Genomic DNA, 22,852 nt, shown 5'->3' with positions numbered 1-22,852 from the left:
TGCCAGCCGGTCGCGCCGGAGCGCTGTTGGATGGTGGTGGTCATGAGAACGGAAAGAATGTCTCCGAAGAGACGGTTACGGAAGGGCAGGAATGCCCTGCCTCAAGCAATGTAACGCAAGATTGCGCTTTGTAAAGAGACCTTTGTGTCAATCGCCTCTCCCTTGGGCGGAGCGCCATGGGCGTCTTTTCGCCCAACGGCTCCCAATGGCGAAGGAAAAGCCGGAATCGGTGAAGAGTTCTTGAGCAAATCCAAACCAGAGGCCCAGCCCCGAGCAAAGGGAAGTCAACAAAGACTTAAGATTCTCGGATTGAGATTCGGTGACCTCGTGGTTCTGATCCGCTGGCTCCATGCCGGACGACGCCTGGAGGAGACCGTCCCCTTCCACCAGGCTCGCCACCGCCGTCTTGAACTGGAAGCACAAGGCGCTGTTGTCTATTGGAGCGAACGCCTGGTCTATCCCTGCTGAAGCAGCAAACTGGGCACTACCGCAGCCACCCATGAACCCTGCGACCCCGTCTCGTCCCGGAGCCGAGACCATCAAATGTCTGGCGTTGATTGGCATCGTCGGGCTCATCTCGGTGGGCTGCAGTGCAAAGCAGTCATCCTCCGAGGCGATCAACCAGACAGAGGCCATCCAGCGGCTTGACTATCGCCTTCAGCAGCTGGAAAGGCGTCTGGACCAAGACCCTTCTCCAGGCCCGGATCCAGGCGACAAAACACCGGCTGGCCCTGTGAAATCCCTGACGTTGCGGCTGGGCACCGTCGATGACCGGCTGCGTATTTATTGGGGCGATGGCTCCACCAGCAATCTCCCCTGCACGGAGGAACAGAACACTTGGGTATGCGGCTGAAAGAGCACTCCGCCCTTGCTGCAGTCACATCCGGTCAGACCTCAAGGCCCATCCAGACCTATCTGTGCAAGCTGCCAACGCCAAGATCGGAGCGATGACTCCCTTTCTCCGACCCATCCTCAAACCTGCCAAAGCGGCCCGTCTGGCGAGCCTGGTGCTCCTTGGCGCAACACTCTCCGCCGCATTACCCAGCAACGGCGAGCCCGGTGCGCTGCCGCTCTCCCAGACCAAAGCCGCCAATCTGGCGCGCATGCGTGCCGAATCCCTCAATGGGGGAGTGTCCGGCTACAGAGCCGATCGCTGCATGTACAGCACTGGCGCGCCCGAGTGTTTAGTCCGTCAAACACCAGACGGCTACATCTTCAGCTTCCGCGGTGGACCACCAGGCTGGCAACAGCGCAATCCCGTCACTCCCACGGTGACCACAACCGTGACGGTGTCTGCGGATGGTCAGACGATTCGCAGTGTCACCAACACGCCGATTCCCTAACAGCCCCACCGAAAGCCGCCCCAAGTTGACATCAAGGCCTAACGGATTCACCACTAAGGGTGCCTTTCTCCTCTTGGCATGATCCGCCTTCGTTCACTCTCCGCGGTGGTGGTCTTGGCAGGCACTGCAGCGCTGGGGGCGACCATCCCCTCACTGGTGCATGCCCAAGTACCGGCCGCTCAGATTCGGGCCCTCAACCTGGCGCGCAATACAGCCGTCACCGACAACGGTGGGCTCACTGTTTACCGGCCTGCACCCTGCATGTTCCAAACCAATACTGGAGGTGGCGACTGCCTCATCCAAAACAACGCCGACGGTTACACCTTCCAATTCCTGGGCGGACAGCCCGGCTGGCCTGAAGACAACAGCCAGCCCACCACGGAAACAGAGATCAAGATTGCCCCTGATGGCTACACGGTTGACAGCGTCATTTACAACGGCGCGCCTCGTTAATCGTCAGCTAACAGCATCTGGAGCGCCTCAGGAACGGCCCCTTCCACGGGCCAGACCTCACGCTCCGTGATGCTGAGTGCGATCCCTTTCTCCCCATAGGCGGCCTCGTTGATGAACACCGGGACCCTGCCATCCGGGCCCTCGTAAGGAATCACGCTGCCATCAGCCTTCAGGAACAGTGGATCGCCGCTCAACAGCGGTTGCCAGTCCTGCCCCTGACGCGCCGGATGCACACAAGCATCAGGCCGCCCCTCGGGATCACGGGGAAGATCGAGGCTGCCGAGATGGCGATGCACGATCAGGGCCGGTGGGCACACCAACTGCTGCCGCCGCGCATCTGCCATCACAGCCAGACAGGCTTCCAGCGTGAGGCGCGTGTGTTCCACGATGGTTGCCTGAAGCAGCATCTGCGGCACCGGGCCGATCTCAATCACGAGACCACAGGGCCAGCGCTCCACCAAGAACCCTTGCTGGTCCTGATCGGCCTCGTGCAGATAAACGGGCAGACCAAGACGCTGCTGAACCGCAGCCGCAAGGGCCAAATCGGCTGGCCTGCGGCCGTAGACCACCAGCGAACTGCCCATGGCCGCGGTGGTGCTGTGCAGATCGAGGGCGACAACACAGCCCTCCGGCCCCTCAGGTCCGAAGCGACTGACCAATTCATGGGCTCGAACGATCTCTCGATCGAGTCGCGATGACTCGCAGCTAGCCATGGCTGGATCGTCCGCCCGCGCCAGAAGCTCAAGCGTGAAGCTGCGATTGAGATCACGATCGAGATAACGCCGACCCTGCGCACGAGCCGCAGGGTTGCCGATCACGGGGACTGGGGTGACGTCTGCGCAAGCAATCAGAGCCGGATTGCGCTGCCATTGATCAAGCAACCATGGGGCGTTGATCTCGTTGCCATGGGTGCCGGCCACCACCAAAACACGAGGACGTGCCATTCACCACATGCCAACACCTCCAGACTGACACTGTTGAACACCGCGACCCATGGCAGTCCCCCCTTTGGTTGTTGCCACTGCCCGTGAGGGCTGGCGTTGGCAATGGCGTCAATTAATGCAGGGGCTGGGGCCAGCTGATGCGGAAGGGCGCTACGTCCGCCCGCCCAGCGATCGACTGGAAGTCACGGTTCCTCGATCAGAGGAGCTGCTGGGTCGATCCCTCCAGCAACGGCCACGATTGGTGATCGGGCGCAGCTGCCCCTGGGCCCACCGCACCTGGCTGATGCACCGCTTGCGGCGACTGGAGGGAACACTCACGCTGCTCATGGCCCAGGCGGATCACCGCGCCGGTCGCTGGAGTCTTGCTCCCTCCTGGTTGGGATGCGATTCCCTCCTAGCCCTCTACCGACACTGCGGCACACCGCCGCATCACCGTGCCACCGTTCCAGCCCTCGTGGATCCAGGCAACGACGCCGACATCACACCCCGTCTGCTGGGCAATGACAGTGCGGCCCTCAGCGAAGCCCTCAATCGCTGGCCTGGCGGGGATGGAGCCCCAGACCTGGCCCCTCAAGGCACCCAAGAGGCCATCGAGCGTTGGCAAACCCTGCTGCAACCAGCAGTGAATGATGGGGTTTATCGCTGCGGCTTTGCTCGAACGCAGAAGGCCTATGACGAGGCCAGCGACGCACTGTTCGCCGCCCTGGACCAAGTGGAGGCAGCCCTGCAGCGAAAAGGGCCGTGGTTGTGCGGTGCACAGCTGACCATCGCCGATGTGCGCTTGTTTCCCACCTTGATCCGCTGGGAGCTTGTGTATGCCCCCCTGTTTGGCTGCAGCGCCAGGCCGTTGTGGATGTTCCCTGCCCTATGGCGCTGGCGCCAGCGCTTTTACGCGCTGCCCGGAGTCGCAGGCACCTGCGATGGCGAGGCCTGGCGGCGGGATTACTTCGGCGCTCTCTTCCCGCTCAATCCTGGCGGACTGGTTCCTGCGGGGCCGGACCTGAACACATTGATCAGCGGAGCACCCCATTAGCGAATTGGGAGCAATCGAGTCACCTGATTTTCACCCGATCTGATCCGAGCCCCCACCAGCAAGCGAACGCAAGCCTCACCAAGAGCGCAGAGACCTTGTGGATGTCAAAGAGGCAACGCCTCACCACAACATCCCAGGTACTCAGCAATGACGACAGCAACCACAGAACGCTTCGTGATCAAGGTCACGAACAACAACGACGATGGCGAAGGATCCCTGCGGGAAGCCATTCGTCAAGGTAATCAAGCTGTACAAGAAGGCAAAGAGGTTGAAATTTCCTTCACATCGAGTTTTCACATCAAAGTGAAAACTGGCTACCACCTTGAGAAAGGAGACTGGACATTCAATAAAGATCTCACCAAAAACATCATTATTGACGGCAAAAATGCATCCGGACCGCTATTTCAAATCGGCAACCAGAACAACATCGATTCCTCTGTCAATGTCGGCGGGGTCGAGGACCTGAAGGTCGACATCACCCGCATGCATCTGATCAATAGCCACGTCAAAGGAGGCGACGGGCAGAAGGGAGGCGGCGGTGGACTTGGAGCAGGCTCAGCCGTGCTGCATTTCAACGGACACGTAACCTGGCGCGAAAGCAGCTTTCAAGGCAACACGGTCGAAGGAGGGACGGGAGCCGAAGGAGCCAAAGGAGGTAAGTCTTTCTATGCCAAGGGCTGGCACAAATTTGTAGAGCCAACCACCGGAGAGAGTGGAGAGAGTGGAGGAGGATTCAATGAGAGCTCCACAGGAAACAAGGGCGGCAAAGGTGGCCGCAAAGGCTGGAGCGACTATTTGCACCCTGGTTACATGACAGGCTGGGTCAAGCCTAAAGATTACGCGCGAACGCAAATTGGCGAGAATGGAAGCAAGGGAAGCAATGGAAGCAAGTTCGGCGAAGCTGGCGCTGGCGGCGGCGCTGGCGGTGGCGGCAATTACCAGACAAGGCCGAGAACTGATTCCGACGCCCGTCCAATCATTAGTGGGTATACAAAAGGTTCTGGGAGCGATTGGGGGAATGGAGGCTATGGCGGCCGCGGTGGAGACGGCAACTTCGGCGCAGGCGGCGGGGTCGGCGGCAGCGCCGGCGCCAATGCCGGAGCTGATAGGTACTGGAGTCACGACGTTTGGCCTTTCGGGTCTTGGAAGAAACGCACTCCAAGCTGGACGTACAAAAACAAACAGGGTGCCAATGGCCGAAGCGGCGAATGGGCATCGTCAGCAACGAAAGCCGGTGATCCCACACGAACTGAGGGTGGAAAACCTGGGCGTGGAGGAGACGGAGCAGCCCTTGGAATCATCAGCAGCTTCGCAAGAGACAACGAAAAATCCTCATTGACCTTCGACGACGTCGACTTTCGGAAAAATACTGCCAAGGGAGGGACACAAACTGGTCGGTTCTCTAATATCTTCTCTCGAAATATCAAAATCCAATACAACAACACCACCAATTCCAGCGGCGACTCCTTCCGCGGAGGAAAGATCGGTGATGGGAGCTTTGAGCGCAATATCAATAGCGCCACAACTGACAAGTCCAGAAGTTATGCCAATTCCGGTCGATTCGCTGAGCTGGAACCAACAAACAACACAGCTCCCAAAGACATCTGGTCACTTTCATACGAAAACAAATCTTCCATTGTTCAGACATTTGGGAAAGTCCATAAACTCGGCAATGAAAGCGGGCACGTCATTGTTCTTCACGCAGACCACAACGATGAAAGCATCCAAAAAATAGAGATCGAGGGGGCCGAGGCCCTTCTCCAGTCCGTCCGAGACATCAACGACCTTGCCAATAGAACAAAAAGCGAAGCAGAGATCCGAGGAAGCCACAAAGGGATTCTCGGAAGCCTGACAACAGCAAAGACTTTCAGTCCAGCAGCAAAGACAGTCGCAGGCACAATCGAGAAAAAAATAGACAAATATGCATCAAAACTCCACTTAAGAACATTCAAGAAATACACAAAATATACCCTCGGAGTAGGAGCGCTAATCGGCGAAACAATCTTCAACCAAATGGCAGAAGATGCCCGCATCGAAGAAGAGCTTCAAGAGAAGCGCTTGATCGACAAGCGCAGAGGAGAAATCAACAAACTGATACCCGGAGACCTTACGGTCACCCCGTTCGACCTGGGGAGCAACCGCACGTATGACACGTTCAAAGACTTCAAAATCGGCCGGGACCAAATTAACTTTACCGCAAGAATTACACCCACAATTACTTACCGCACGGACCCAGTACAAGGAGGAATTATTGAAATCAACTCATCACGGACAGACGGAGCAAGCGACAACAGTGCTCGACTTATTGGGCAAATACATCTCACCACCAGCCAAACCGCAGAAGCCAAAAGACTCGGAAACACAAAAAGTTACTTTGAGCAATTTCTTCACTTAAGAAAAACAAACGGAACAGCACACTATGTCTTCGCGAAAGACTCGCAATGGCAATATGTCTCTCGACCAACGGATCGAAGACCCGGCGGCATCGGAAACGACAGGATCATCATCAAGCGCAAAAGCAATGTCGAGAAGACGACAGTGCTAAAAGCCAACGGATTCGAAGGCCACGACCGCATAATGGGCGACAACGGCGACAGCGAGTTAAAAGGGGAATCAGGCAATGACTTCTTTGACCCCGGCGAAGGCTCTGACACCGTCTATGGAGGATCAGGCACTGACACCGCCAGCTACACGTCCCTAAAGTCAGCCGTCTCGATCAGCACCGGGACGAATAAAAAAGAAATCACAGTCACTAATACTGCACAATTATGGACAGACAAATTGTCTGGCGTCGAGGTACTTCGCACCTGGGGTGGCAGTAATCACACGCTAGACGATGCCCAACCATCTTCCAACCAAGGCCGCGGATACACGCTACAGACAGGGGCTACTGGGACCACAAATGGATCCCAATATGACGACAAACTGTTCATCAGCTATGCCACCAATTTCAACACTGATCCCGCCAACACAACACTGAAAAAAACTACAGTTGTCAATGGCAACAAGGGGGACGACTCTCTTGCAATTGATGGACTTGCTGCCCACATCGAAGCCGGAAACACATTCAAGCTCACTTACAGCGACACCAGTAAAAGCAGTGGCTTTATCACAAAAACGACCAACAATAACAACACAAAAATCCTTGAGTTTTCTAATATCAACAAGGGAGTTGTCCTTACTGATACCGAACGCAACAGCCAAGGTCTGTTGAAAGTCAAGCCTCTGACGGGAGAGCAGCGCAGTCAAGCCAATGCCGACTGGGCCGATATCGACACCGATGAGCTTATTGGCGCTTCGATCGGCAACCAAGTTGATGGGAGCTTTCAAAACGATGCTTTGACTGGCGCTGCTGGCCTCTCCAATGACAACATCGGCGCCCCCTTACAACCCGGGACACGTTCTCAGAGCACAGAAATCGACTCACTCCACTCAGTTGAACAAGCCAGCACCACGCTGCCTGAGGAGACCGTGCAAAGCACCCTGGCCTCCACGGTTTCTATGGAGCACACGGCATGGGAACCAGGTCAAGAGCGTCAGCAGCAACCCGTCTGGGCACAGAGGGAATTCTTCATCGACCCTCTCGCCTGATCGACTCACCTCATGCACCCTGCGCCTGCCCCCTGGGGGCAGGCTTTTTTTCTTTTTCGGAGAAAGCTGAGCACACTGGTGAACAGTTCAGCTGAGCTGCCATGACCACGGCCGATCCCCAGTTTGAAGGCGTTTATGGCCCCTACACCATCACGGAGCAAGACCGCCGGGATGTGCAGCGCTATCGCTTCGCCCTACTGGTGAGTGGCATCGCCTTCAGCGCCGGGCTCCTGCAATGGTGGCAATTGGGAGGTCAGCTGGCCTGGCTCTGGATCCTGCCCCTCGCCGCGGCCATGGGCCTCGCCCTGCGCTGGATCCACATCTATTTAAAACCGTTGCACCAAACCCTGCAGCTGTTCTGGCTGCTGGGTTGCCTCGGTTGGGCCGCACTGCTGGTGCTCGCCGGCCCGACAAACGCGCTCAGCACTCTGCAGAGCCAACCTCTCTGGATCCTGGCGGTGGGCCCCCTCTTTGCCGCCCTGGCCGGTATCGGCTTCAAGGAGTTCTTTTGCTTCCAGCGGCCTGAGGCAATCGGGCTCACCCTGCTATTGCCCATCGCCTTGCTGGGACAGCTCAGCGGATTGCTACCACCGGCCCTAAGCCTGGTGCTGCTAGGAGCAGCGGCGATCCTGTTGATCGTGCTGGCCTTACGTAAATTCGGCGGTCCGGCCGCTGCAGATGTCGGCGATAAGAGCGTGTTTGCTTATCTGGAGCAACAGCGCACGGCTGGAGCCCAGTGAGTCTGATCAGCCTGGTGGATGCGGAAAAAGATTTCGGCATCCGCACCCTTTTCGCCGCCCTAACCCTTCACATCGACAGCAATGACAGGCTCGGTTTGATCGGCCCGAATGGCGCTGGCAAATCAACGCTGCTGAAGGTGCTGGCAGGAGACGAGCCGCTTGGCGGAGGAGAGCGGCGCTGTTCGCCACGGCTGCGCGTGGAGCTGGTGGGCCAAGACAGTGTGGTGCAGCCCGGGCTCACAGTGCTTGAGCAGGTTCTGGCCGGCTGTGGAGAGAAACGGGAACTGCTGCTGCGCTTCAGCGCCCTAACCGAAGCCGTGGCCCAGGAACCCGAAAACAGCAGCCTGCTCACCGAGCTTGGCCACCTCAGCCAACGCATGGATGAAGCCGAGGCCTGGGGGCTGGAACAACAGTGCCAGGAGGTGTTGCAACGCTTGGGGATCAGCGATCTGCACAAACCGGTGGAGGAGCTCTCCGGCGGGTATCGCAAACGGGTAGGCCTGGCATCAGCCCTGGTGGCTTGCCCTGATGTGCTGTTGCTGGATGAACCCACCAACCACCTCGATGCGGCCGCCGTGGAATGGCTGCAAAGCTGGCTGGATCGCTATCCAGGAGCGGTGGTGCTCGTCACCCATGACCGCTACGTGCTTGACCGAGTCACCCGTCGGATTGTGGAGGTAGCCGACGGCGAAGCCCGCAGTTACGACGGCAACTACAGCACGTATCTGCAACGCAAGGCAGAGCAGGATGCGGCCGATGCCGCCTCTGCGGCCAAGTTCAAAAGCGTGCTGCGCCGCGAGCTCGCCTGGCTTCGCCAGGGGCCGAAAGCCCGCAGCACCAAGCAGAAAGCTCGGCTGCAACGAATCGAAGCGATGCGCGCAGCCCCACCCAAGCGCGCCAAAAACCAGCTGGAGATGGCAAGCGTGAGCCGCCGGATCGGCAAGGTGGCCATTGAAGCGGAGAACCTGCGGGTCACCAACGACGGCACATCCAGTGGGACTGTGCTGCTCGACGACTTCACCTACAGCTTCAGCCCAGAGGATCGAATCGGCATCATCGGTCCGAACGGCAGCGGCAAATCGACTCTGCTGGATCTGATTGCCGAACGCCGACAGCCTTGCGGAGGGGAACTTCGCCTTGGCGACACGGTGCACCTGGGCTATCTCGATCAGCACACCGATCTGCTCACCAGTGGCCGAGGGCTGGAGCGCAAGGTGATCGAATTCGTGGAAGAAGCAGCCTCCCGAATCGATCTGGGGGGCGAGCAACTCAGTGCTTCGCAGTTGCTGGAACGCTTTCTCTTCCCTCCGGCCCAGCAACACAGCCCTCTGAGCAAACTCTCCGGTGGCGAACGACGCCGGCTCACGCTCTGCCGCCTGCTGATCCAGGCCCCGAATGTGCTGCTGCTCGACGAACCCACGAATGATCTGGATGTGCACACCCTGAGCGTGCTGGAGGATCTTCTCGAGGATTTTCGAGGCTGCGTGATCGTGGTTTCCCACGATCGCTACTTTCTCGATCGCACCGTTGACCGTCTCTTCTGCTTTGAAGAGGGCAAGCTCAAACGATTTGAAGGCAACTACAGCGAATTTCTCGACCACCGCCGGGAGCTGGAACGGGCCGAAGAACTCAGCCGCAACACCACCAGCCGCGCATCATCAACATCAAGCGCAGGGCCACGTGAGAAGGCAGCCACACCAACCAGCAACAAGCCCCGCCGGCGCAGCTTCAAGGAAGCGCGGGAGCTGGAACAACTCGACAAACAGCTGCCAGAGATGGAAACGCGCAAGGCTGCACTAGAGACAGCAATCGGCAGCGGCAGCGACGATCTCACCAGCCTCAGCCAAGAGCTGGCCACACTGCTGGAAACACTGGCCGAGGCAGAAGAACGCTGGCTTGAACTCAGCGAACTGGCACCTTGAGCCCGGAGCGTCTGCGACGACGCGGGTGAAGCAGGGCCTCCCCAGACGACGGGGCCGGCCATTCACAGCTGGGAGGGCACTGCACCGTGCCCTCCCAGGGCTGGGGCTCCACCCGCTGACCCGCCTCCTCTGCCTTCTTCATCGCGGTTGGGCGGTAATCCTGAGCAGAGCGGTGCAACTGCATCTGATCTCCCATCCGCCGCAGGTAAAGGTCATGAGACCAAATCACCTGGTTGTGTTCGAACGCCTCACAGGCAGCCAACATCGAACTGAACCGCTGGCTCACCAGGCCGGACGGCGCACATTGTTTCCACTCCAAAACCTGCTGGAAGGAAAGACCTTCACGCCACTGGCGTTGTTCGGAGAGATAGCAGAACTCCTCCGGGCCGTTGATCCAAAACATCCGCCCTTCGTCATCCATGAAATGCCGGCCCTGGCGCTGCCTGATCCGAACCATGGGATGACTGCCCACTTCCTATTCAGCTGTTAGCGCCGGTCATGGCCTGCTGACAATGACGTTGTTACGGAAACGGAGTGGCACCCCATGGCTGTGGCGTCCGTGGAAATGAGCCGTAAGGTAATGAGCGTTGCAAGAAGGCGGTGCTGGCCGCAGCTCTCATGAAATCAATCGACGAGCACATTCAGAAGGACCAGACCGACCTTCAGGAAGCCCAGGCTGAAGGGAATGAGGCGAAGGTCCGCCACATCACTGAGGAGCTGGAGTCCCTTCAGGAGTACAAGAAGGAACATCCTGAAGACTCCCACGACCCCACACCCCTGGAGCTCTACTGCGAGGCCAACCCTGATGCAGACGAGTGTCGGGTCTACGACGACTGACCCAGCGCCAGAGAAGAACAAAAAAAGCCTGCAGCCACAGAGCTGCAGGCTTTTTTGATGGTTCAGTGCAGTCGCACAACACTGAGCGGGGAACTTTCAGAGCTCCTCGTCATATTCCGCCGGACTGCTGGTCAGACCGCAGACCACAGCCTCCTGAGGTTTCATCGGCTGCACCGATGCGATAGGACGACCACGGCGTCGCAGGGCTTCCACTTCGGCTTGGGTCTGGCAGCGGGCGATCAGCCCACCACGATCATCAAAACAGGTGAAAAAAGTCACAGCAGAGGATCAGCTCTGCTCCCTTTATTGCCATGGAGGTGACAAAGCACAACAGAGTGCAGCACCTTTTTTCAGACTCCGAGTTCCGCCCAAACGCTCTGAAGAAGACGATCCAGGCCTTGCCCCATCGCCGCGGAGGTCAACATCACCGGTCTGCCACTGGCCTCCTCGAGACGCTGCCGCTGCTCCTCACGTTCGTCCGCATCGATCAACTCCAACTTGTTCAGCACTAGTAACCGCGGACGATCCACAAGACCGTGGCCATAGGCCTCCAACTCCTGTTCCACAACGCGGAGGTCTCCCACAGGGTCCTCTGAGCCACCGTCCACCATGTGAACCAGCAACCGCGTGCGTTCAATGTGGCGTAAGAAGTCATGGCCGAGGCCGGCGCCTTGGGCAGCACCAGCGATCAAACCGGGAATATCGGCAAACACAGTGCCATCTCCTGTCGGACGACGCACCACACCAAGGTTGGGCACCAGGGTGGTGAAGGGATAGTCGGCGATCTTGGGTCGCGCTGCTGAAAGCACGCTGATCAGCGTGCTTTTCCCGGCATTCGGCAGGCCAATAATCCCCACTTCAGCAAGCAGTTTGAGCTCAAGCTGCAAGGGCCATTCCTCACCCTCTCGGCCTTCCGTGCATTTCTCCGGTGCTCGATTGCGATTGCTGAGGTAGTGGGCATTGCCAAGACCACCGCGACCACCAAAAGCCACCACTAATTGCTCACCGCTGTCTGTGAGATCTCCCAGCAGGATGTCGGTTTTGAGATGCCTGACCTCCGTTCCGCATGGCACCTTGATCACCAGATCTGGGCCTGAGGCACCCGTGCAGCGATTCGGCCCACCCCGGCGCCCATCCACAGCCGGGAAGAGGCGTTTGTATTTGAAATCCAGGAGTGTTTGAAGGTTCGCATCCGCTTCAAACACCACGTTGCCCCCATGCCCCCCATCGCCTCCGGATGGACCACCAGCAGGCACATATTTCTCGCGCCGAAACGCAACAATGCCATCGCCTCCACGGCCTCCGCGCACGGTGACTCGGGCTTGGTCAATGAATTGCACGTCAAGCGTCGGGCAGGGCCAACCATCAACCCTAAGATCGCGGCATCCTGGATCTCAGCAGTGGCAGGCGTTCGCTTTGAGGGGCTGAGCAAAACCTATCCCGGCCGTGGTGAAAACCAACCCGTGGAAGTCATCCGGCAGTTGGATCTCACCATTGAGGATGGAGAGTTCCTGGTCTTGGTGGGGCCTTCAGGCTGCGGCAAAAGCACCCTGTTGAGACTGCTTGCTGGCCTTGACTCTCCGACAGACGGAGAGATCCGTATTGGAGATCGTCCGATCACCGGCCTCAGGCCGGCCCAGAGGGATGTGGCGATGGTGTTTCAGAGCTACGCGCTCTATCCCCACCTCAGCGTGCGCGACAACCTCAGTTTCGGCCTGAGGCGCAGCAGAGCTCGCACCAATCTTCAGCAGCTGCAGGATCAGCTGCATCGCCGCACCCGTGGCCTACCCCAGCCATTGCGCATCCCCTCGCAGCGCGAGAGCAAAATCGAAAGGCGCGTCAACGACGTGGCAACAGCCCTTGAGCTGGACCATCTCTTAGACCGCCGACCGAAGGAGCTGTCCGGTGGCCAAAAACAACGTGTTGCTCTCGGACGAGCAATGGCACGCCAACCGGCGGTGTTTCTGATGGATGAACCACTCAGCAACCTGGATGCCAAATTGCGTGCCAGCACGCGGGCCCGGATCGTTGGCCTGCAACGGCAGCTGGGAACGACCACGCTTTATGTCACCCACGATCAGGTGGAGGCCATGACGATGGGACATCGCATCGCCGTTCTGAATCAGGGCCGATTGCAACAACTCGGCACGCCCATGGAGCTCTACCGCTGGCCCTCCAACCTCTTTGTGGCTCAATTCATCGGCAGTCCCCCGATGAATGTTCTGCCGGTGCAAGTGGGAGCAGGCTCCACACTGATTCTTGGCGACAAACGTCTCACACCTGAAGGGCCGATCGCGGCAGCCCTCCCCAGCCTCGAAGGCAAAACCCTGACCGCCGGCATCCGCCCCGAGCATCTGCAAGTGGCACCTGCCACCAACCGCAACCTGCCGGCAGAGGTCAGCCACAGTGAAGTGCTGGGCAACGAGCAACTCGTCACCTGCCGTCTACTCGATGGCGATCATCTCGTTCAGGTTCGCGCCGAACCAAGCCTGAGCCTGAACCCCGGCTGCCGCATACACCTCGCGGCAGACCCACAGGGATGGCGTCTGTTCGATGCGGATGGCGAAGCGATCTCCTTGCCGGAACCACCTCCCAGCCGCGGACCAGAACCAGCACTCCCACCCCTCTAGCGAGGCCAGATCACACTGCAGCCAGGGCCACCATCACCCTTCTCTGCATCGATGACTCGCTCCACATAGGGCACCGTGTCGAGCCATTGGCGCAAACCGCGCTTGAGTTTGCCGGTGCCAATGCCATGGATCACCCAGAGAGGTCCATTGGCACCGCGGAGCAACTCCTCGACAGCCGCTTCAGCTTCATGCACCCGCATCCCTCGCACATCCAAGGTGTTGCGTGAGGTGCGCACCTCTGCACCCCGCGTTCCTATCCCTCTGGCTTTGACCTGCACAGTGGCCGGTGGCGGTGTGGGTTGACGGCCATCCAAGCTCTCCACCGCCGCCAACTCCACAGTGCTGCGCATCACACCGCAACGCACAGTCAGCTGCAGACCATCATCAGAAATCGCCAACACCTCAGCCGCTTTGCCGAGAGCCAACAAACGAATGCGATCCCCCACCTTTGGGCTCCAGTCTGGGTGATGCCTGCGTTGGGGCGCAGGCCGATGATCCGATTCGAGCCGTCGTAAGCGCTGGCCTGCCTGACGCGCCGTTTCACCATCAGCATTCTGATCGCGAAGCCGACGGATCAGTCGACGCACCTCCTTCTGGCCATCTCGAATCGAGGTTTCAAGGCGCTGGCGCCCTTGCTCTTGCTGTTGCGTCGACTGCTGACGCTGACGCTCCCAACGGCCGAGCAACTCTTCATGCAGCAGCTCCGTACGAGCCAAGAGCACCGCGGCATCTTCAGCCGCTGCTTGCTGACGCTGACGCTGCTCCTCAAGGCCACGGATCACAACATTCACATCGCCGTCGGCTTGGGGGCTGAGCAAACTGCGCGCCTGATCGATGACCTGGTGATCGAGTCCGAGACGGGAGGCAATGGCGAGAGCGTTGCTGCGACCAGGAATCCCCCAGAGCAATTGATAGGTCGGGGACAGGGTTTCGGCATCGAAGGCAACGGAGGCGTTCTCGAACCGATCGTCGCTGTACTTGAGGGCCTTCAGCTCACCGAAGTGCGTGGTGGCGATTGTGAGCCTGGCCCGATCGGCAAGCGCTCTCAGCAAGGCCGTCGCCAAGGCTGTCCCTTCACTGGGATCCGTTCCGGCCCCAACCTCATCGAGCAACACCAGGGCAGGTGCCGGGCCGTTGTCCAGCGCCTCCAGGATGCAGCCAATCCGCTTCACATGACCACTGAAGGTGGAAAGGCTCTGCTGCAGCGATTGCTCATCGCCGATATCGGCCAGCACCTGAGCACACCAGGGCAATGATGGACTGCCGCTGCACGGCAGCCAAAGCCCTGCCCGCGCCATCAGAGCCGCCAAGCCGACACTTTTCAGCGTCACGGTCTTACCACCAGTGTTAGGCCCCGTGATCGCCACCACCCGCAGCTCAGGGGAGACCGAGATGCTGATCGGAACAACCGGTGCTCCCTGTTCGCGCTTCTCCAACCACACCAGCAGTGGATGACGGAGCTGATCGAAGACGAAGGGAGTCTGGGGGTCGGCCTCAAGGCGTGGTGGGACCCCTCCGATCCACTGGCCGTAGAGAGCCCTAGCCAAGCTGAGATCCAAAACCAGCAACACCTCCCCGAGCCGGATCAGCGGCTCATGCTGAGCCGCAACCGCCGCACTCAGCTCCGCAAGCAAGCGCTGCTCCTCCTCCCGAATGCGCCCCTCCTGGTCCGCCAAACGGTTGCCGAGCTCGATCACCGCCTGAGGCTCCACAAACACGGTGTTCCCAGAAGCAGAGCTGTCATGCACCATGCCTTTGCAGTGAGCGATGGCACCGGCCTTCACCGCCAGAACAGGTCGACCATGACGCTCCGACACCACAGTGTCCTGAAGCTGGGCCGACCAACGCCGGAGCGTCTCCTGCAGCCGATCACGTCGCTGTTGTCTCAGGAGCTGCCATTGCTGACGCAGCCCAGCCAACACAGGGCTGGCTCGATCAGCCACACGGCCGCCCTCCTCCAAAGAGAATTTGAGCCGTTGTTCCAGCTCAGGCATGGTGGCCACAGCACTAAACAATGCCGTGCAGAGCGGGCGCAGCTCGGGGTCATCAACCTGACGCCGAAGGCGGCGAGCCGCGGCCAGGGTGTCGGCGACCGCCAACAGCTCCTCACCATGGGCGGTACCACCCTTGCTACAGCGCAGCAGCACAGCCTCCAGATCGTGCACCCCCTGAAAACTGAGCCCCCCTTCGGTGACTCCATTCAGTCCGGCGAGCTCAATCGAGCGGGCCAGCCACTGGCGACTGATCTCGAGGTGCTCCGGCAGGGCGGTAACTTCCGCAGCCCTACGTCCAGGCAGGGTGCTAGTGAAGGAGGCCAGATGGGAACACAACCTGGGCCACTCCAGCAACTCCAGCGTTTGCTGAAGCACGGGACTGTGATGCGACGAGGCAACGTGATGAAGGGGCGGCATTAGGGCTGAAGAACCGCCGCCTCCAGCTGATTGGAGGGAATCCCTCCGGGTGGCTCGTAAAGCATTTCCAGCCAGTTTCCCTCGGGATCGCGCAAATAAAACGAGGCAGTGCCATCGCGGTGATCATGCACAGCGCCCACCTTGACGCCATGCTCTCGCAGCTGCTGATGAACCCGATCCACATCGGCTCGATCGTGGAAATGGAAGGCGAAATGGGGGCCAGCCGCCTTGTAGTTCGGTCCCAGCAAGGCCAGACCATCGCGGCCATCACCGGCTTCGAGATAGCACCAGTCGTTGGCCTTCCACACCATTCGCATGCCGAGACCTGTGTAGAAGCCGACGGCACGGTCCATGTCTTCAACGCGAATGGCGACATGACCAAGACGATGGACGGGAACCATGTTGGAGAGACCGACTGGAAGCGGAGAAAACAACGTTGTTTGAACCTACTGGCGAGGCTCAAGGGCTGCGGGAGCAGGAACGGGATCGTGAGCGAAGGAGATCCCCCAGGATGTGCGGCAGACACATCCGATCGAGAAACAGATCAGGCCGCTACCGATCAAGTTGAGAGCAGAAGGCCGATCGCGACGATCACCCTCCAGCAACAGGTGAGCTGCGATCACGAAGGCAATCGCCGAGGCCACAAAGGGCAGAGGGCTCCAAAAGCGGAGGGGGCGAGCGGCGGCCATGGAGGCAGGGTGGTGCCTCCTTTCGTTAGCCGCAAATCATCAGGACTGCCGCAACCAACCCGCAGCATCACAGGCGTGATAAGTGAGTATCAAATCTGCACCGGCCCGCTTGAAGCTGAGCAAGGTCTCCAGAACAACGGCACGTTCATCGATCCAACCACGCTCTGCGGCAGCCTTCACCATGGAGTATTCACCACTGACGTTGTAAGCGGCAATCGGCAATTCAGACTCCTCACGCAAACGGTGAATGATGTCGAGATAGGCCAATCCTGGCTTCACCATCATGATGTCAGCCCCTTCCTGTTCATCTAACTGGGCCTCGGTAATGGCCTCACGGGCATTGGCCGGATCCATCTGATAGGTGTCCTTGTTTGTGGGGATCGGCTTGCTGCCAGCAGCTCGTGGAGCGGAGTCGAGGGCCTCACGGAAAGGGCCGTAATAGGCAGAGGAATATTTAGCGGTGTAGCTGATGATCCCCACATGCTCAAATCCAGCGTCATCGAGGGCTTCTCGAATGGCACCAACGCGTCCGTCCATCATGTCGCTCGGGCCAATCAAATCGGCACCAGCCTCCGCCTGCATCACCGCCTGACGACAGAGCAACTCAATGGTCTCGTCATTGAGCACCACCCCGTCCTCGCTGACGATGCCGTCATGGCCATCACAGGAATAGGGGTCAAGGGCCACATCGGTCATGATCGCCATATCGGGCAGATCTCTTTTGAGCTGACGAATGGCGGTTGGGATGAGGCCGTTTTCGTTAAAACACTCAGCGCCATCCTCCGTCTTGAGACTCTCCGACACCTTGGGGAACAGCACCACACAGCGGATGCCGAGATCCCAGGCCCGCTTCACCTCGCCGGTGAGCTGATCCAGACTCCATCGGAAGGCACCAGGCATGGCTCCGATCGGCTCGATCTCCGTACCCTCATGCACGAATAGCGGGTAGATGAAGTCGGATGGCTGCAGGAGCCTTTCGCGCACCATGGCCCTCAGAGCAGGGGTCCGACGCAGGCGACGAGGGCGGTAGGTGAGCTCCATCCAGGGCAGGGAATTGTGATTGCGATCGTAGGCCTTGCGTTAGAGGCGGGCGGACTTGAGCCAGCTGCGCCGCGGATCCGTGGAGCGCGCCTGCTGCAACTGGCGCAGCAGCTCCTGCTCACGTTCGCTCCAAGCGTCTGGCCACTGCAGGCTGAGAGTCAACAGCAAATCACCACGACCGGTGCGCCCTGGCCAGCCTTTTCCCTTCAAGCGAAGGCTGCGGCCTGGCGGCGTACCAGCCGGAATGGTCACATCGGCTTCGCCATCGGGGGTCATCACGGTCACGGTGCCGCCCAGAACGAGTTCATCGATCGCAACCGGCAAATCGGCGCGCAGCTGATCAGCATCGAGCCGCCAGACCCCATGAGACTGCACCTCAAGATTCAGATAGAGATCGCCACGGCGTCCGGTACCTGGCTGAAGATTTCCCTTGCCCTTCAGCCGTAGGCGAGAGCCGTTCTTGACTCCTGCAGGAATCCGCACCTGAACGCGTTCATCATTCACAGAGAGGGTGCGTTCACCGCCGCGAAACGCCTCAGAGAACGAGACCTTGACCGTGGCTTCCGCATCAAGGTTGGCGGGTTGCCGAGATGCTGCACGCCCCCCACCGCCGTAACCGCCACCGGCAAAACCGCCGCCCGGGAAACCTGAAGCACCAGCAAACCCTCCCGGAAAGCCGCCACTGAAACCGCTAGGACCGCCGCCCTGACCACCGAAGCGACCGAGCAAATCATTGATGAAATCGTCGAAATTGCCGTAGCGGCCAAAATCGACATCCACTCCAGCGCCCCCACTGCCTGCGCCCCCATTCCCTGCGCCAGCCTGATTCCAGTACTGACCAAACTGCTCGTAACGCTGACGTTTGTCAGGGTCGGAGAGCACCTCATAGGCCTCGCTCACCTCCTTGAATTTGGCTTCAGCAGAAGCATTCCCTGGATTCACGTCCGGGTGATATTGACGGGCGAGCTTGCGAAAAGCCCGTTTAATCGTGTCGGCATCGGCGCCACGATCGACACCAAGCACCTTGAAATAGTCGCGGTAACCCGTGCCAGCCATGGCCTCCCCCCGGCCCGCAGGCCCTGCTTCTAGCCAGTGTCCCAGTTTCTTCTCAGCGATGGAATCACCGCAATGGAGGGAAGCCCGAACGTTGGATCCAGCAGGCCAGCTCTGGCTTCGACAGAATTAGAGCTATCCATCATCCCGCCTGAGCCGAAGCGATCGTGATGACCATTGCAAAAAAGGCACGGATGGGTCACTGGGCATCCGCCAGCCTTGCCACAGCATTGATGCTGGCAGGCTCGTCCGCCAGCCCTGGCAGCAGCGCAACGCCCTCCCCACCAAAGCCAACCGCGTCAACTCCGGCTCAAGTCCATTTAGCCGACCAACTCAAGGACGCGGGGGTGAAGTATTACGGATCCTGGCGTTGTCCAGCCTGTCAATACCAGAGCAATCTGTTCGGCCAGAGAGGGCAGGAACGACTTCCCTACGTTGAATGCGCCAAACCGGACACCCTCCCCGAACAAGCCAAAGCCTGCATTGCTGCTGAGATCCGCGCCTATCCCACCTGGATCCATCCTTCTGGAGAACGCCGAGTGGGTGTGCAGTCGCTGAACGAACTCCAAGGGTGGATCGAACAGCCTTGAACACGCTGGCCCTTATCGAGGAATGACGGTGAGCAGCCAGATTGCGAAAGACCGAGAAGAATGAATCTTTGCTCAGCAATGCATGGGCATCGGACGACAACAGCTGATCTATGGATGGGATCTGCGTCAATGGCGCGGTGACCTACTCGGGGGATTGACCGCAGCCGTTGTTGCACTGCCGCTGGCCCTGGCTTTCGGCAATGCAGCGCTAGGCCCTGGTGGTGCAATTTATGGGCTCTATGGGGCCATCGTCACAGGTTTTCTGGCCGCCTTGTTCGGGGGCACTCCAGCCCAGGTGAGCGGGCCCACGGGTCCGATGAGCGTGACTGTGGCTGGTGTGGTGAGCAGCCTGCTGGCCGTTGGTGTTGCAGGCGAACTGACCGGCGGCAAGCTGCTGCCACTGGTCATGGCCGCGGTGGTCTTAGGGGGGCTCTTCCAGATCCTGTTCGGCCTGCTCAAGCTGGGCCGTTACATCACGATGGTGCCCTATTCGGTGGTGTCCGGCTTCATGTCGGGGATCGGCATCATCATTCTGTTAATTCAGATCGGGCCCTTACTGGGAGTGCCCTCGTCAGGTGGGGTGATCAGCTCGCTGACGATGGTCATTCAAGATTTCCGGCCCAACCCGGCAGCCCTGGCGGTGGGCTTGATGACCCTGGCAGTGGTCTTTCTCACTCCCAAACGGATCAGTCGTGTCCTGCCTGCACCTTTGCTGGCTTTGATCCTGATTACGCCGCTGTCATTTTTGCTCTTCAACGATCAACGACTAGAGAACTTGGGATGGGAGACCCTGCCGCGTATCGGCAACATCCCGGAAGGTGGGTTGCAGTTCGTGATCCCCAACTGGGGGATGCATCTTCCCTTGTTGATCCGTGCCGGCATGGTGCTGGCACTGCTGGGGTCAATCGATTCGCTGCTCACCTCACTGGTCGCCGACAACATCGGCCAGAGCCGCCACCGCTCTAACCGTGAGCTGGTGGGTCAAGGGCTTGCCAACGCCATCGCAGGCCTGATGGGAGGCTTACCAGGGGCTGGCGCCACGATGCGCACCGTGATCAATATCAAGTCGGGGGGCAAAACGCCATTAGCAGGCATGACCCATTCGGTCGTGCTGCTGGTTCTGTTGCTGGGAGCAGGGCCACTGGCAGAGGGCATCCCAACTGCGCTGCTCTCAGGCATCCTGATCAAGGTCGGCCTGGACATCATCGACTGGGGGTTCCTGCGCAGAGCCCATCGACTCTCGATCAAAACAGCCCTGGTGATGTGGGGCGTGCTGCTTCTCACCGTGTTCTGGGACCTGATCGGAGCCGTGCTGATCGGGATGTTCGTTGCCAATCTGCTCACGATCGAATCGCTGACCACGCACCAGCTGGCTGGCATGGGCAACACCGATCGCCAAGCTCTGCCAGCTGATGAACAGCACCTACTGGATCAGTGCGGTGATGCTGTGATGCTGTTTGCCCTTCAGGGACCACTCAGCTTTGGCGCAGCCAAAGGAATCAGCGAACGGATGACGCTCGTGCGGCAGTACCAAGTGCTGATTCTCGATATCACGGATGTGCCCCATTTAGGCGTCACGGCCACCCTTGCGATCGAACGCATCGTGGAGGAAGCCCACAGTCACCAGCGCCGGGTGCTGGTGGCAGGAGCCCGAGGGAAAGTGCGCGATCGGCTTGAACAGTTCGATATCGGCGGACTCTGTTCGAGCCGGCAAGAGGCCCTCACCATCGCGGACGGATGGCTGAACCCCTCTGACTGAACTGCATGGAGTGCTCAACCGTCATCACCAAGGGGGTCAATCAGCTCCACATCTGCCAGCCAAGGTGATTTGCAGTACAGCGATCCTGATCAAAACAGGCTGAAATCAATTTGCCATGCGTCTCGACAATGACGTGCCTTCTCTGGCAGCAGCGAATGGACGTCGCCATCTGCTTGCTGCTGCAGACATCGCTGATTGGAACATTGCAACTGATGACCGGTCCTGATCGCCTCATGCCGAAGCCAATCTCATCAGTGACAAGCCAGTTCATTCCCCACCAGAACGCACGAACTCGCCAGCGCTCTATTGATCCACCGCGACAAACAGCAGATCTGAACGAACTAAAGTGACATCAGTGCAGGGGCAGTGATGAATCCAAATCTGGCGGGCGCCCTGAGGCGGGCGGGCATTTATTTCGTGGTCGGTTACGCGGGGCTGACCATCATCAACAACAGCGGCATGGGCCCAGACAATCTGTGGATGGCGTATGTCCCACTGTTCATCACCGTTTATTTCTTTGCTCGCTGGGCTGACGCAAAGATTGCGGCCTTCAGCCTTGGGAAAGACAACAACAACTCCGCAGACTGACTGTTGCAGTGCTAGCAATCATTCAGGCGCTAGTTCGGCATGAATGGAAGTCTTGTCATCGTCGAGATGCTGCGCTGGCCTCTCGCTTTTGTGATCGGTTCCATTGCGATCAGCAGAGCGATTGTGGCCATCTCGCGGGCTGGTATCAAAGTGGAAATCACGACCAAGCGACCAATTTTGATCAGCACCGGAACGAGGCCGCTCCAAGCAGCGGTTGAAAAAGTTCGGATCTGAGCTGGGAAGCAAGGGTGCCTTCAAGGTCTGAAACCCGTTCAGCCGGCAAATCAAAGGAAGTCAAATTCATCATCTGATTCAGAGGACAGGGCTTGCATCACAAGGGTTGAGAGGGGAACGGCAATGGCAGCAAGCACGAGAAGTTCCACAGATTTCCACTGATTTGATGCTGTTATCACACCAGACATGAACGATGACGACTGTGCCAAACACTACGGATCCCCGATCAGGCCAGTGATCGCGCTGATCGAGCACAGATACACAAGAGCTGGAGAAGCTGTTATGGCCAGCTTTTCGGGAAGCCTTTCGGTGCCTCAAAGCGGGAGAGACAACGCAGTGCGCTGGCACTGCTCTGATAGATGCAGACCAGAACAGTGGAGAGATTAAAGACGAAGCCTGGAATCATCGGCCAGACTGATCACATGCCTCTCCTGCGCCCTGACCCCAAACGACAGCCGGAGCAGCACGGTGGGGAAGGCTGGCTGGTGCATGAAGCGCAGCAACTGCTGATTCAGTTCAAACCCGACACCCCAACGGTCCAGTCCCGCTGGGTGTCACTGAGAACGTTTAAGTGGGCACCACCACAACTTCCAGTTCCCCACAGCCAGCGACGCATGCTCAGGAACAATGCGATTGAGGCTTGGAACACCATGCTCCAAAGCGGATGGCGTCGCTGTCACCCCCCTGTGCGTTGAACCAACCCAGCCGAAGAGGAGAGGAGGGGGAAGGCCTAGAGAGATCTGCTAATCAGGAGAGTGAAACCGCAGAGGCTTCCTGGGCGTCAACTTGGATGCGACGCTGATCATGAAGCTTCTCCAACTGCTGATGCACTTGGCGCAGCTGGAGAAGAATCGACTCCGCGCCCTCTAAACGGCTCAAATTGAGCAACATCGTTTCAATTGATTCCTTGCTGTTGATCAGCACACGGCACTCTGTCGTGCCTGGTTCGTAAGACATCTCAACTGAAAAACTGTTGTCTATCAAAAGTCCATCC

The 22,852-nt window shown here is 59.0% G+C and carries 24 protein-coding genes; 14 read left to right on the top strand and 10 right to left on the bottom strand.

The window, feature by feature from the left end; translation table 11 throughout:
• Window positions 1-309 precede the first annotated feature (309 nt).
• The 4 genes from DXY10_RS14705 to DXY10_RS13440 all read left to right on the top strand — a co-directional run bounded on the left by DXY10_RS14705 (window position 310) and on the right by DXY10_RS13440 (window position 1,796).
• Complete coding sequence (locus DXY10_RS14705; RefSeq protein WP_170953845.1) at window positions 310-468, top strand: hypothetical protein; 159 nt, start codon at window positions 310-312, stop codon at window positions 466-468.
• A gap of 31 nt (window positions 469-499) precedes the next feature.
• Window positions 500-853 carry a hypothetical protein gene (locus DXY10_RS13450; protein WP_115019960.1) on the top strand — a complete coding sequence of 118 codons (354 nt, stop codon included), beginning with the start codon at window positions 500-502 and terminating at the stop codon, window positions 851-853.
• A 94-nt stretch (window positions 854-947) separates the two neighbouring features.
• Window positions 948-1,343: a hypothetical protein gene (locus tag DXY10_RS13445; RefSeq protein WP_244282347.1), complete on the top strand. Its 396-nt coding sequence runs from the start codon at window positions 948-950 to the stop codon at window positions 1,341-1,343.
• Window positions 1,344-1,424: 81 nt separating this feature from the next.
• Window positions 1,425-1,796, top strand: a complete 372-nt coding sequence (locus tag DXY10_RS13440) for a hypothetical protein (RefSeq protein ID WP_115019969.1) — start codon at window positions 1,425-1,427, stop codon at window positions 1,794-1,796.
• Here the strand turns inward: DXY10_RS13440 and DXY10_RS13435 are convergent.
• Window positions 1,793-2,740 (bottom strand): aspartoacylase, encoded by a 948-nt coding sequence (locus DXY10_RS13435; protein ID WP_115019959.1) that lies wholly within the window; start codon window positions 2,738-2,740, stop codon window positions 1,793-1,795. The two genes, DXY10_RS13440 and DXY10_RS13435, sit on opposite strands and share 4 nt — an antisense overlap.
• Before the next feature lie 49 nt (window positions 2,741-2,789).
• On the opposite strand from DXY10_RS13435, the gene DXY10_RS13430 reads away from it, so the two are divergent.
• From DXY10_RS13430 to DXY10_RS13415, 4 genes are all read left to right on the top strand, one after another.
• Window positions 2,790-3,773, top strand: a complete 984-nt coding sequence (locus DXY10_RS13430; RefSeq protein WP_115019958.1) for a glutathione S-transferase C-terminal domain-containing protein — start codon at window positions 2,790-2,792, stop codon at window positions 3,771-3,773.
• Between the two features lie 147 nt (window positions 3,774-3,920).
• Window positions 3,921-7,364 carry a calcium-binding protein gene (locus DXY10_RS13425; protein ID WP_115019957.1) on the top strand — a complete coding sequence of 1,148 codons (3,444 nt, stop codon included), beginning with the start codon at window positions 3,921-3,923 and terminating at the stop codon, window positions 7,362-7,364.
• 101 nt (window positions 7,365-7,465) lie between these two features.
• Window positions 7,466-8,104 (top strand): DUF2301 domain-containing membrane protein, encoded by a 639-nt coding sequence (locus tag DXY10_RS13420; RefSeq protein WP_115019956.1) that lies wholly within the window; start codon window positions 7,466-7,468, stop codon window positions 8,102-8,104.
• Window positions 8,101-10,026 (top strand): ABC-F family ATP-binding cassette domain-containing protein, encoded by a 1,926-nt coding sequence (locus DXY10_RS13415; RefSeq protein WP_115019955.1) that lies wholly within the window; start codon window positions 8,101-8,103, stop codon window positions 10,024-10,026. Before DXY10_RS13420 ends, DXY10_RS13415 begins: the two co-directional genes overlap by 4 nt.
• Here the strand turns inward: DXY10_RS13415 and DXY10_RS13410 are convergent.
• Window positions 10,007-10,483 (bottom strand): hypothetical protein, encoded by a 477-nt coding sequence (locus tag DXY10_RS13410; protein ID WP_115019968.1) that lies wholly within the window; start codon window positions 10,481-10,483, stop codon window positions 10,007-10,009. The two genes, DXY10_RS13415 and DXY10_RS13410, sit on opposite strands and share 20 nt — an antisense overlap.
• Window positions 10,484-10,644: 161 nt before the next feature.
• Between DXY10_RS13410 and DXY10_RS13405 the strand changes: the two genes are divergently transcribed.
• Window positions 10,645-10,863, top strand: a complete 219-nt coding sequence (locus DXY10_RS13405; RefSeq protein ID WP_115019967.1) for a CP12 domain-containing protein — start codon at window positions 10,645-10,647, stop codon at window positions 10,861-10,863.
• Window positions 10,864-10,959: 96 nt separating this feature from the next.
• Here DXY10_RS13405 and DXY10_RS13400 read toward each other — a convergent pair whose 3' ends face one another.
• Both DXY10_RS13400 and cgtA read right to left on the bottom strand, forming a co-directional pair.
• A complete protein-coding gene (locus DXY10_RS13400; protein WP_115019954.1) occupies window positions 10,960-11,142 on the bottom strand; it encodes a hypothetical protein in 183 nt (60 codons plus the stop codon).
• A 71-nt stretch (window positions 11,143-11,213) separates the two neighbouring features.
• Window positions 11,214-12,203 carry an Obg family GTPase CgtA gene (cgtA, locus tag DXY10_RS13395; RefSeq protein ID WP_115019953.1) on the bottom strand — a complete coding sequence of 330 codons (990 nt, stop codon included), beginning with the start codon at window positions 12,201-12,203 and terminating at the stop codon, window positions 11,214-11,216.
• Between the two features lie 60 nt (window positions 12,204-12,263).
• On the opposite strand from cgtA, the gene DXY10_RS13390 reads away from it, so the two are divergent.
• Window positions 12,264-13,493, top strand: a complete 1,230-nt coding sequence (locus DXY10_RS13390; RefSeq protein WP_115019966.1) for an ABC transporter ATP-binding protein — start codon at window positions 12,264-12,266, stop codon at window positions 13,491-13,493.
• On the opposite strand, the gene DXY10_RS13385 is transcribed toward DXY10_RS13390, so the two are convergent.
• The 5 genes from DXY10_RS13385 to DXY10_RS13365 are packed head-to-tail and all read right to left on the bottom strand — an operon-like array spanning window position 13,490 to window position 18,690.
• Window positions 13,490-15,904 carry an endonuclease MutS2 gene (locus DXY10_RS13385; RefSeq protein ID WP_115019952.1) on the bottom strand — a complete coding sequence of 805 codons (2,415 nt, stop codon included), beginning with the start codon at window positions 15,902-15,904 and terminating at the stop codon, window positions 13,490-13,492. The two genes, DXY10_RS13390 and DXY10_RS13385, sit on opposite strands and share 4 nt — an antisense overlap.
• A complete protein-coding gene (locus DXY10_RS13380) occupies window positions 15,904-16,305 on the bottom strand; it encodes a VOC family protein (protein ID WP_115019965.1) in 402 nt (133 codons plus the stop codon). The genes DXY10_RS13385 and DXY10_RS13380 overlap by 1 nt, the downstream gene beginning before the upstream one ends.
• A gap of 45 nt (window positions 16,306-16,350) precedes the next feature.
• Window positions 16,351-16,593 (bottom strand): hypothetical protein, encoded by a 243-nt coding sequence (locus DXY10_RS13375; RefSeq protein WP_115019951.1) that lies wholly within the window; start codon window positions 16,591-16,593, stop codon window positions 16,351-16,353.
• Window positions 16,594-16,632: 39 nt separating this feature from the next.
• The gene (hemB, locus tag DXY10_RS13370) at window positions 16,633-17,634 is read right to left on the bottom strand and encodes a porphobilinogen synthase (protein ID WP_115019950.1); all 1,002 of its coding nucleotides are present in this window, start codon (window positions 17,632-17,634) and stop codon (window positions 16,633-16,635) included.
• 39 nt (window positions 17,635-17,673) lie between these two features.
• Entirely contained in the window at window positions 17,674-18,690 is a 1,017-nt protein-coding gene (locus DXY10_RS13365; RefSeq protein WP_115019949.1) for a DnaJ C-terminal domain-containing protein, read from the bottom strand.
• Between the two features lie 167 nt (window positions 18,691-18,857).
• Between DXY10_RS13365 and DXY10_RS13360 the strand changes: the two genes are divergently transcribed.
• From DXY10_RS13360 to DXY10_RS13335, 4 genes are all read left to right on the top strand, one after another.
• Window positions 18,858-19,277, top strand: a complete 420-nt coding sequence (locus tag DXY10_RS13360; protein WP_244282345.1) for a hypothetical protein — start codon at window positions 18,858-18,860, stop codon at window positions 19,275-19,277.
• An 82-nt stretch (window positions 19,278-19,359) separates the two neighbouring features.
• Window positions 19,360-21,036: a SulP family inorganic anion transporter gene (locus DXY10_RS13355; protein WP_115019948.1), complete on the top strand. Its 1,677-nt coding sequence runs from the start codon at window positions 19,360-19,362 to the stop codon at window positions 21,034-21,036.
• 369 nt (window positions 21,037-21,405) lie between these two features.
• The gene (locus DXY10_RS13345; RefSeq protein ID WP_115019946.1) at window positions 21,406-21,624 is read left to right on the top strand and encodes a hypothetical protein; all 219 of its coding nucleotides are present in this window, start codon (window positions 21,406-21,408) and stop codon (window positions 21,622-21,624) included.
• Between the two features lie 656 nt (window positions 21,625-22,280).
• Window positions 22,281-22,553: a DUF1651 domain-containing protein gene (locus DXY10_RS13335; RefSeq protein WP_115019944.1), complete on the top strand. Its 273-nt coding sequence runs from the start codon at window positions 22,281-22,283 to the stop codon at window positions 22,551-22,553.
• A 52-nt stretch (window positions 22,554-22,605) separates the two neighbouring features.
• Here the strand turns inward: DXY10_RS13335 and DXY10_RS13330 are convergent, their stop codons facing one another.
• A complete protein-coding gene (locus tag DXY10_RS13330) occupies window positions 22,606-22,815 on the bottom strand; it encodes a hypothetical protein (RefSeq protein ID WP_115019963.1) in 210 nt (69 codons plus the stop codon).
• Between the last annotated feature and the right edge of the window lie 37 nt (window positions 22,816-22,852).

This window comes from Synechococcus sp. UW140 (genome assembly GCF_900474295.1).
Lineage (GTDB): Bacteria > Cyanobacteriota > Cyanobacteriia > PCC-6307 > Cyanobiaceae > Synechococcus_C.
Note: the sequence above shows the minus strand (reverse complement) of the source record. Positions and strands in the feature narration are given on the sequence as shown.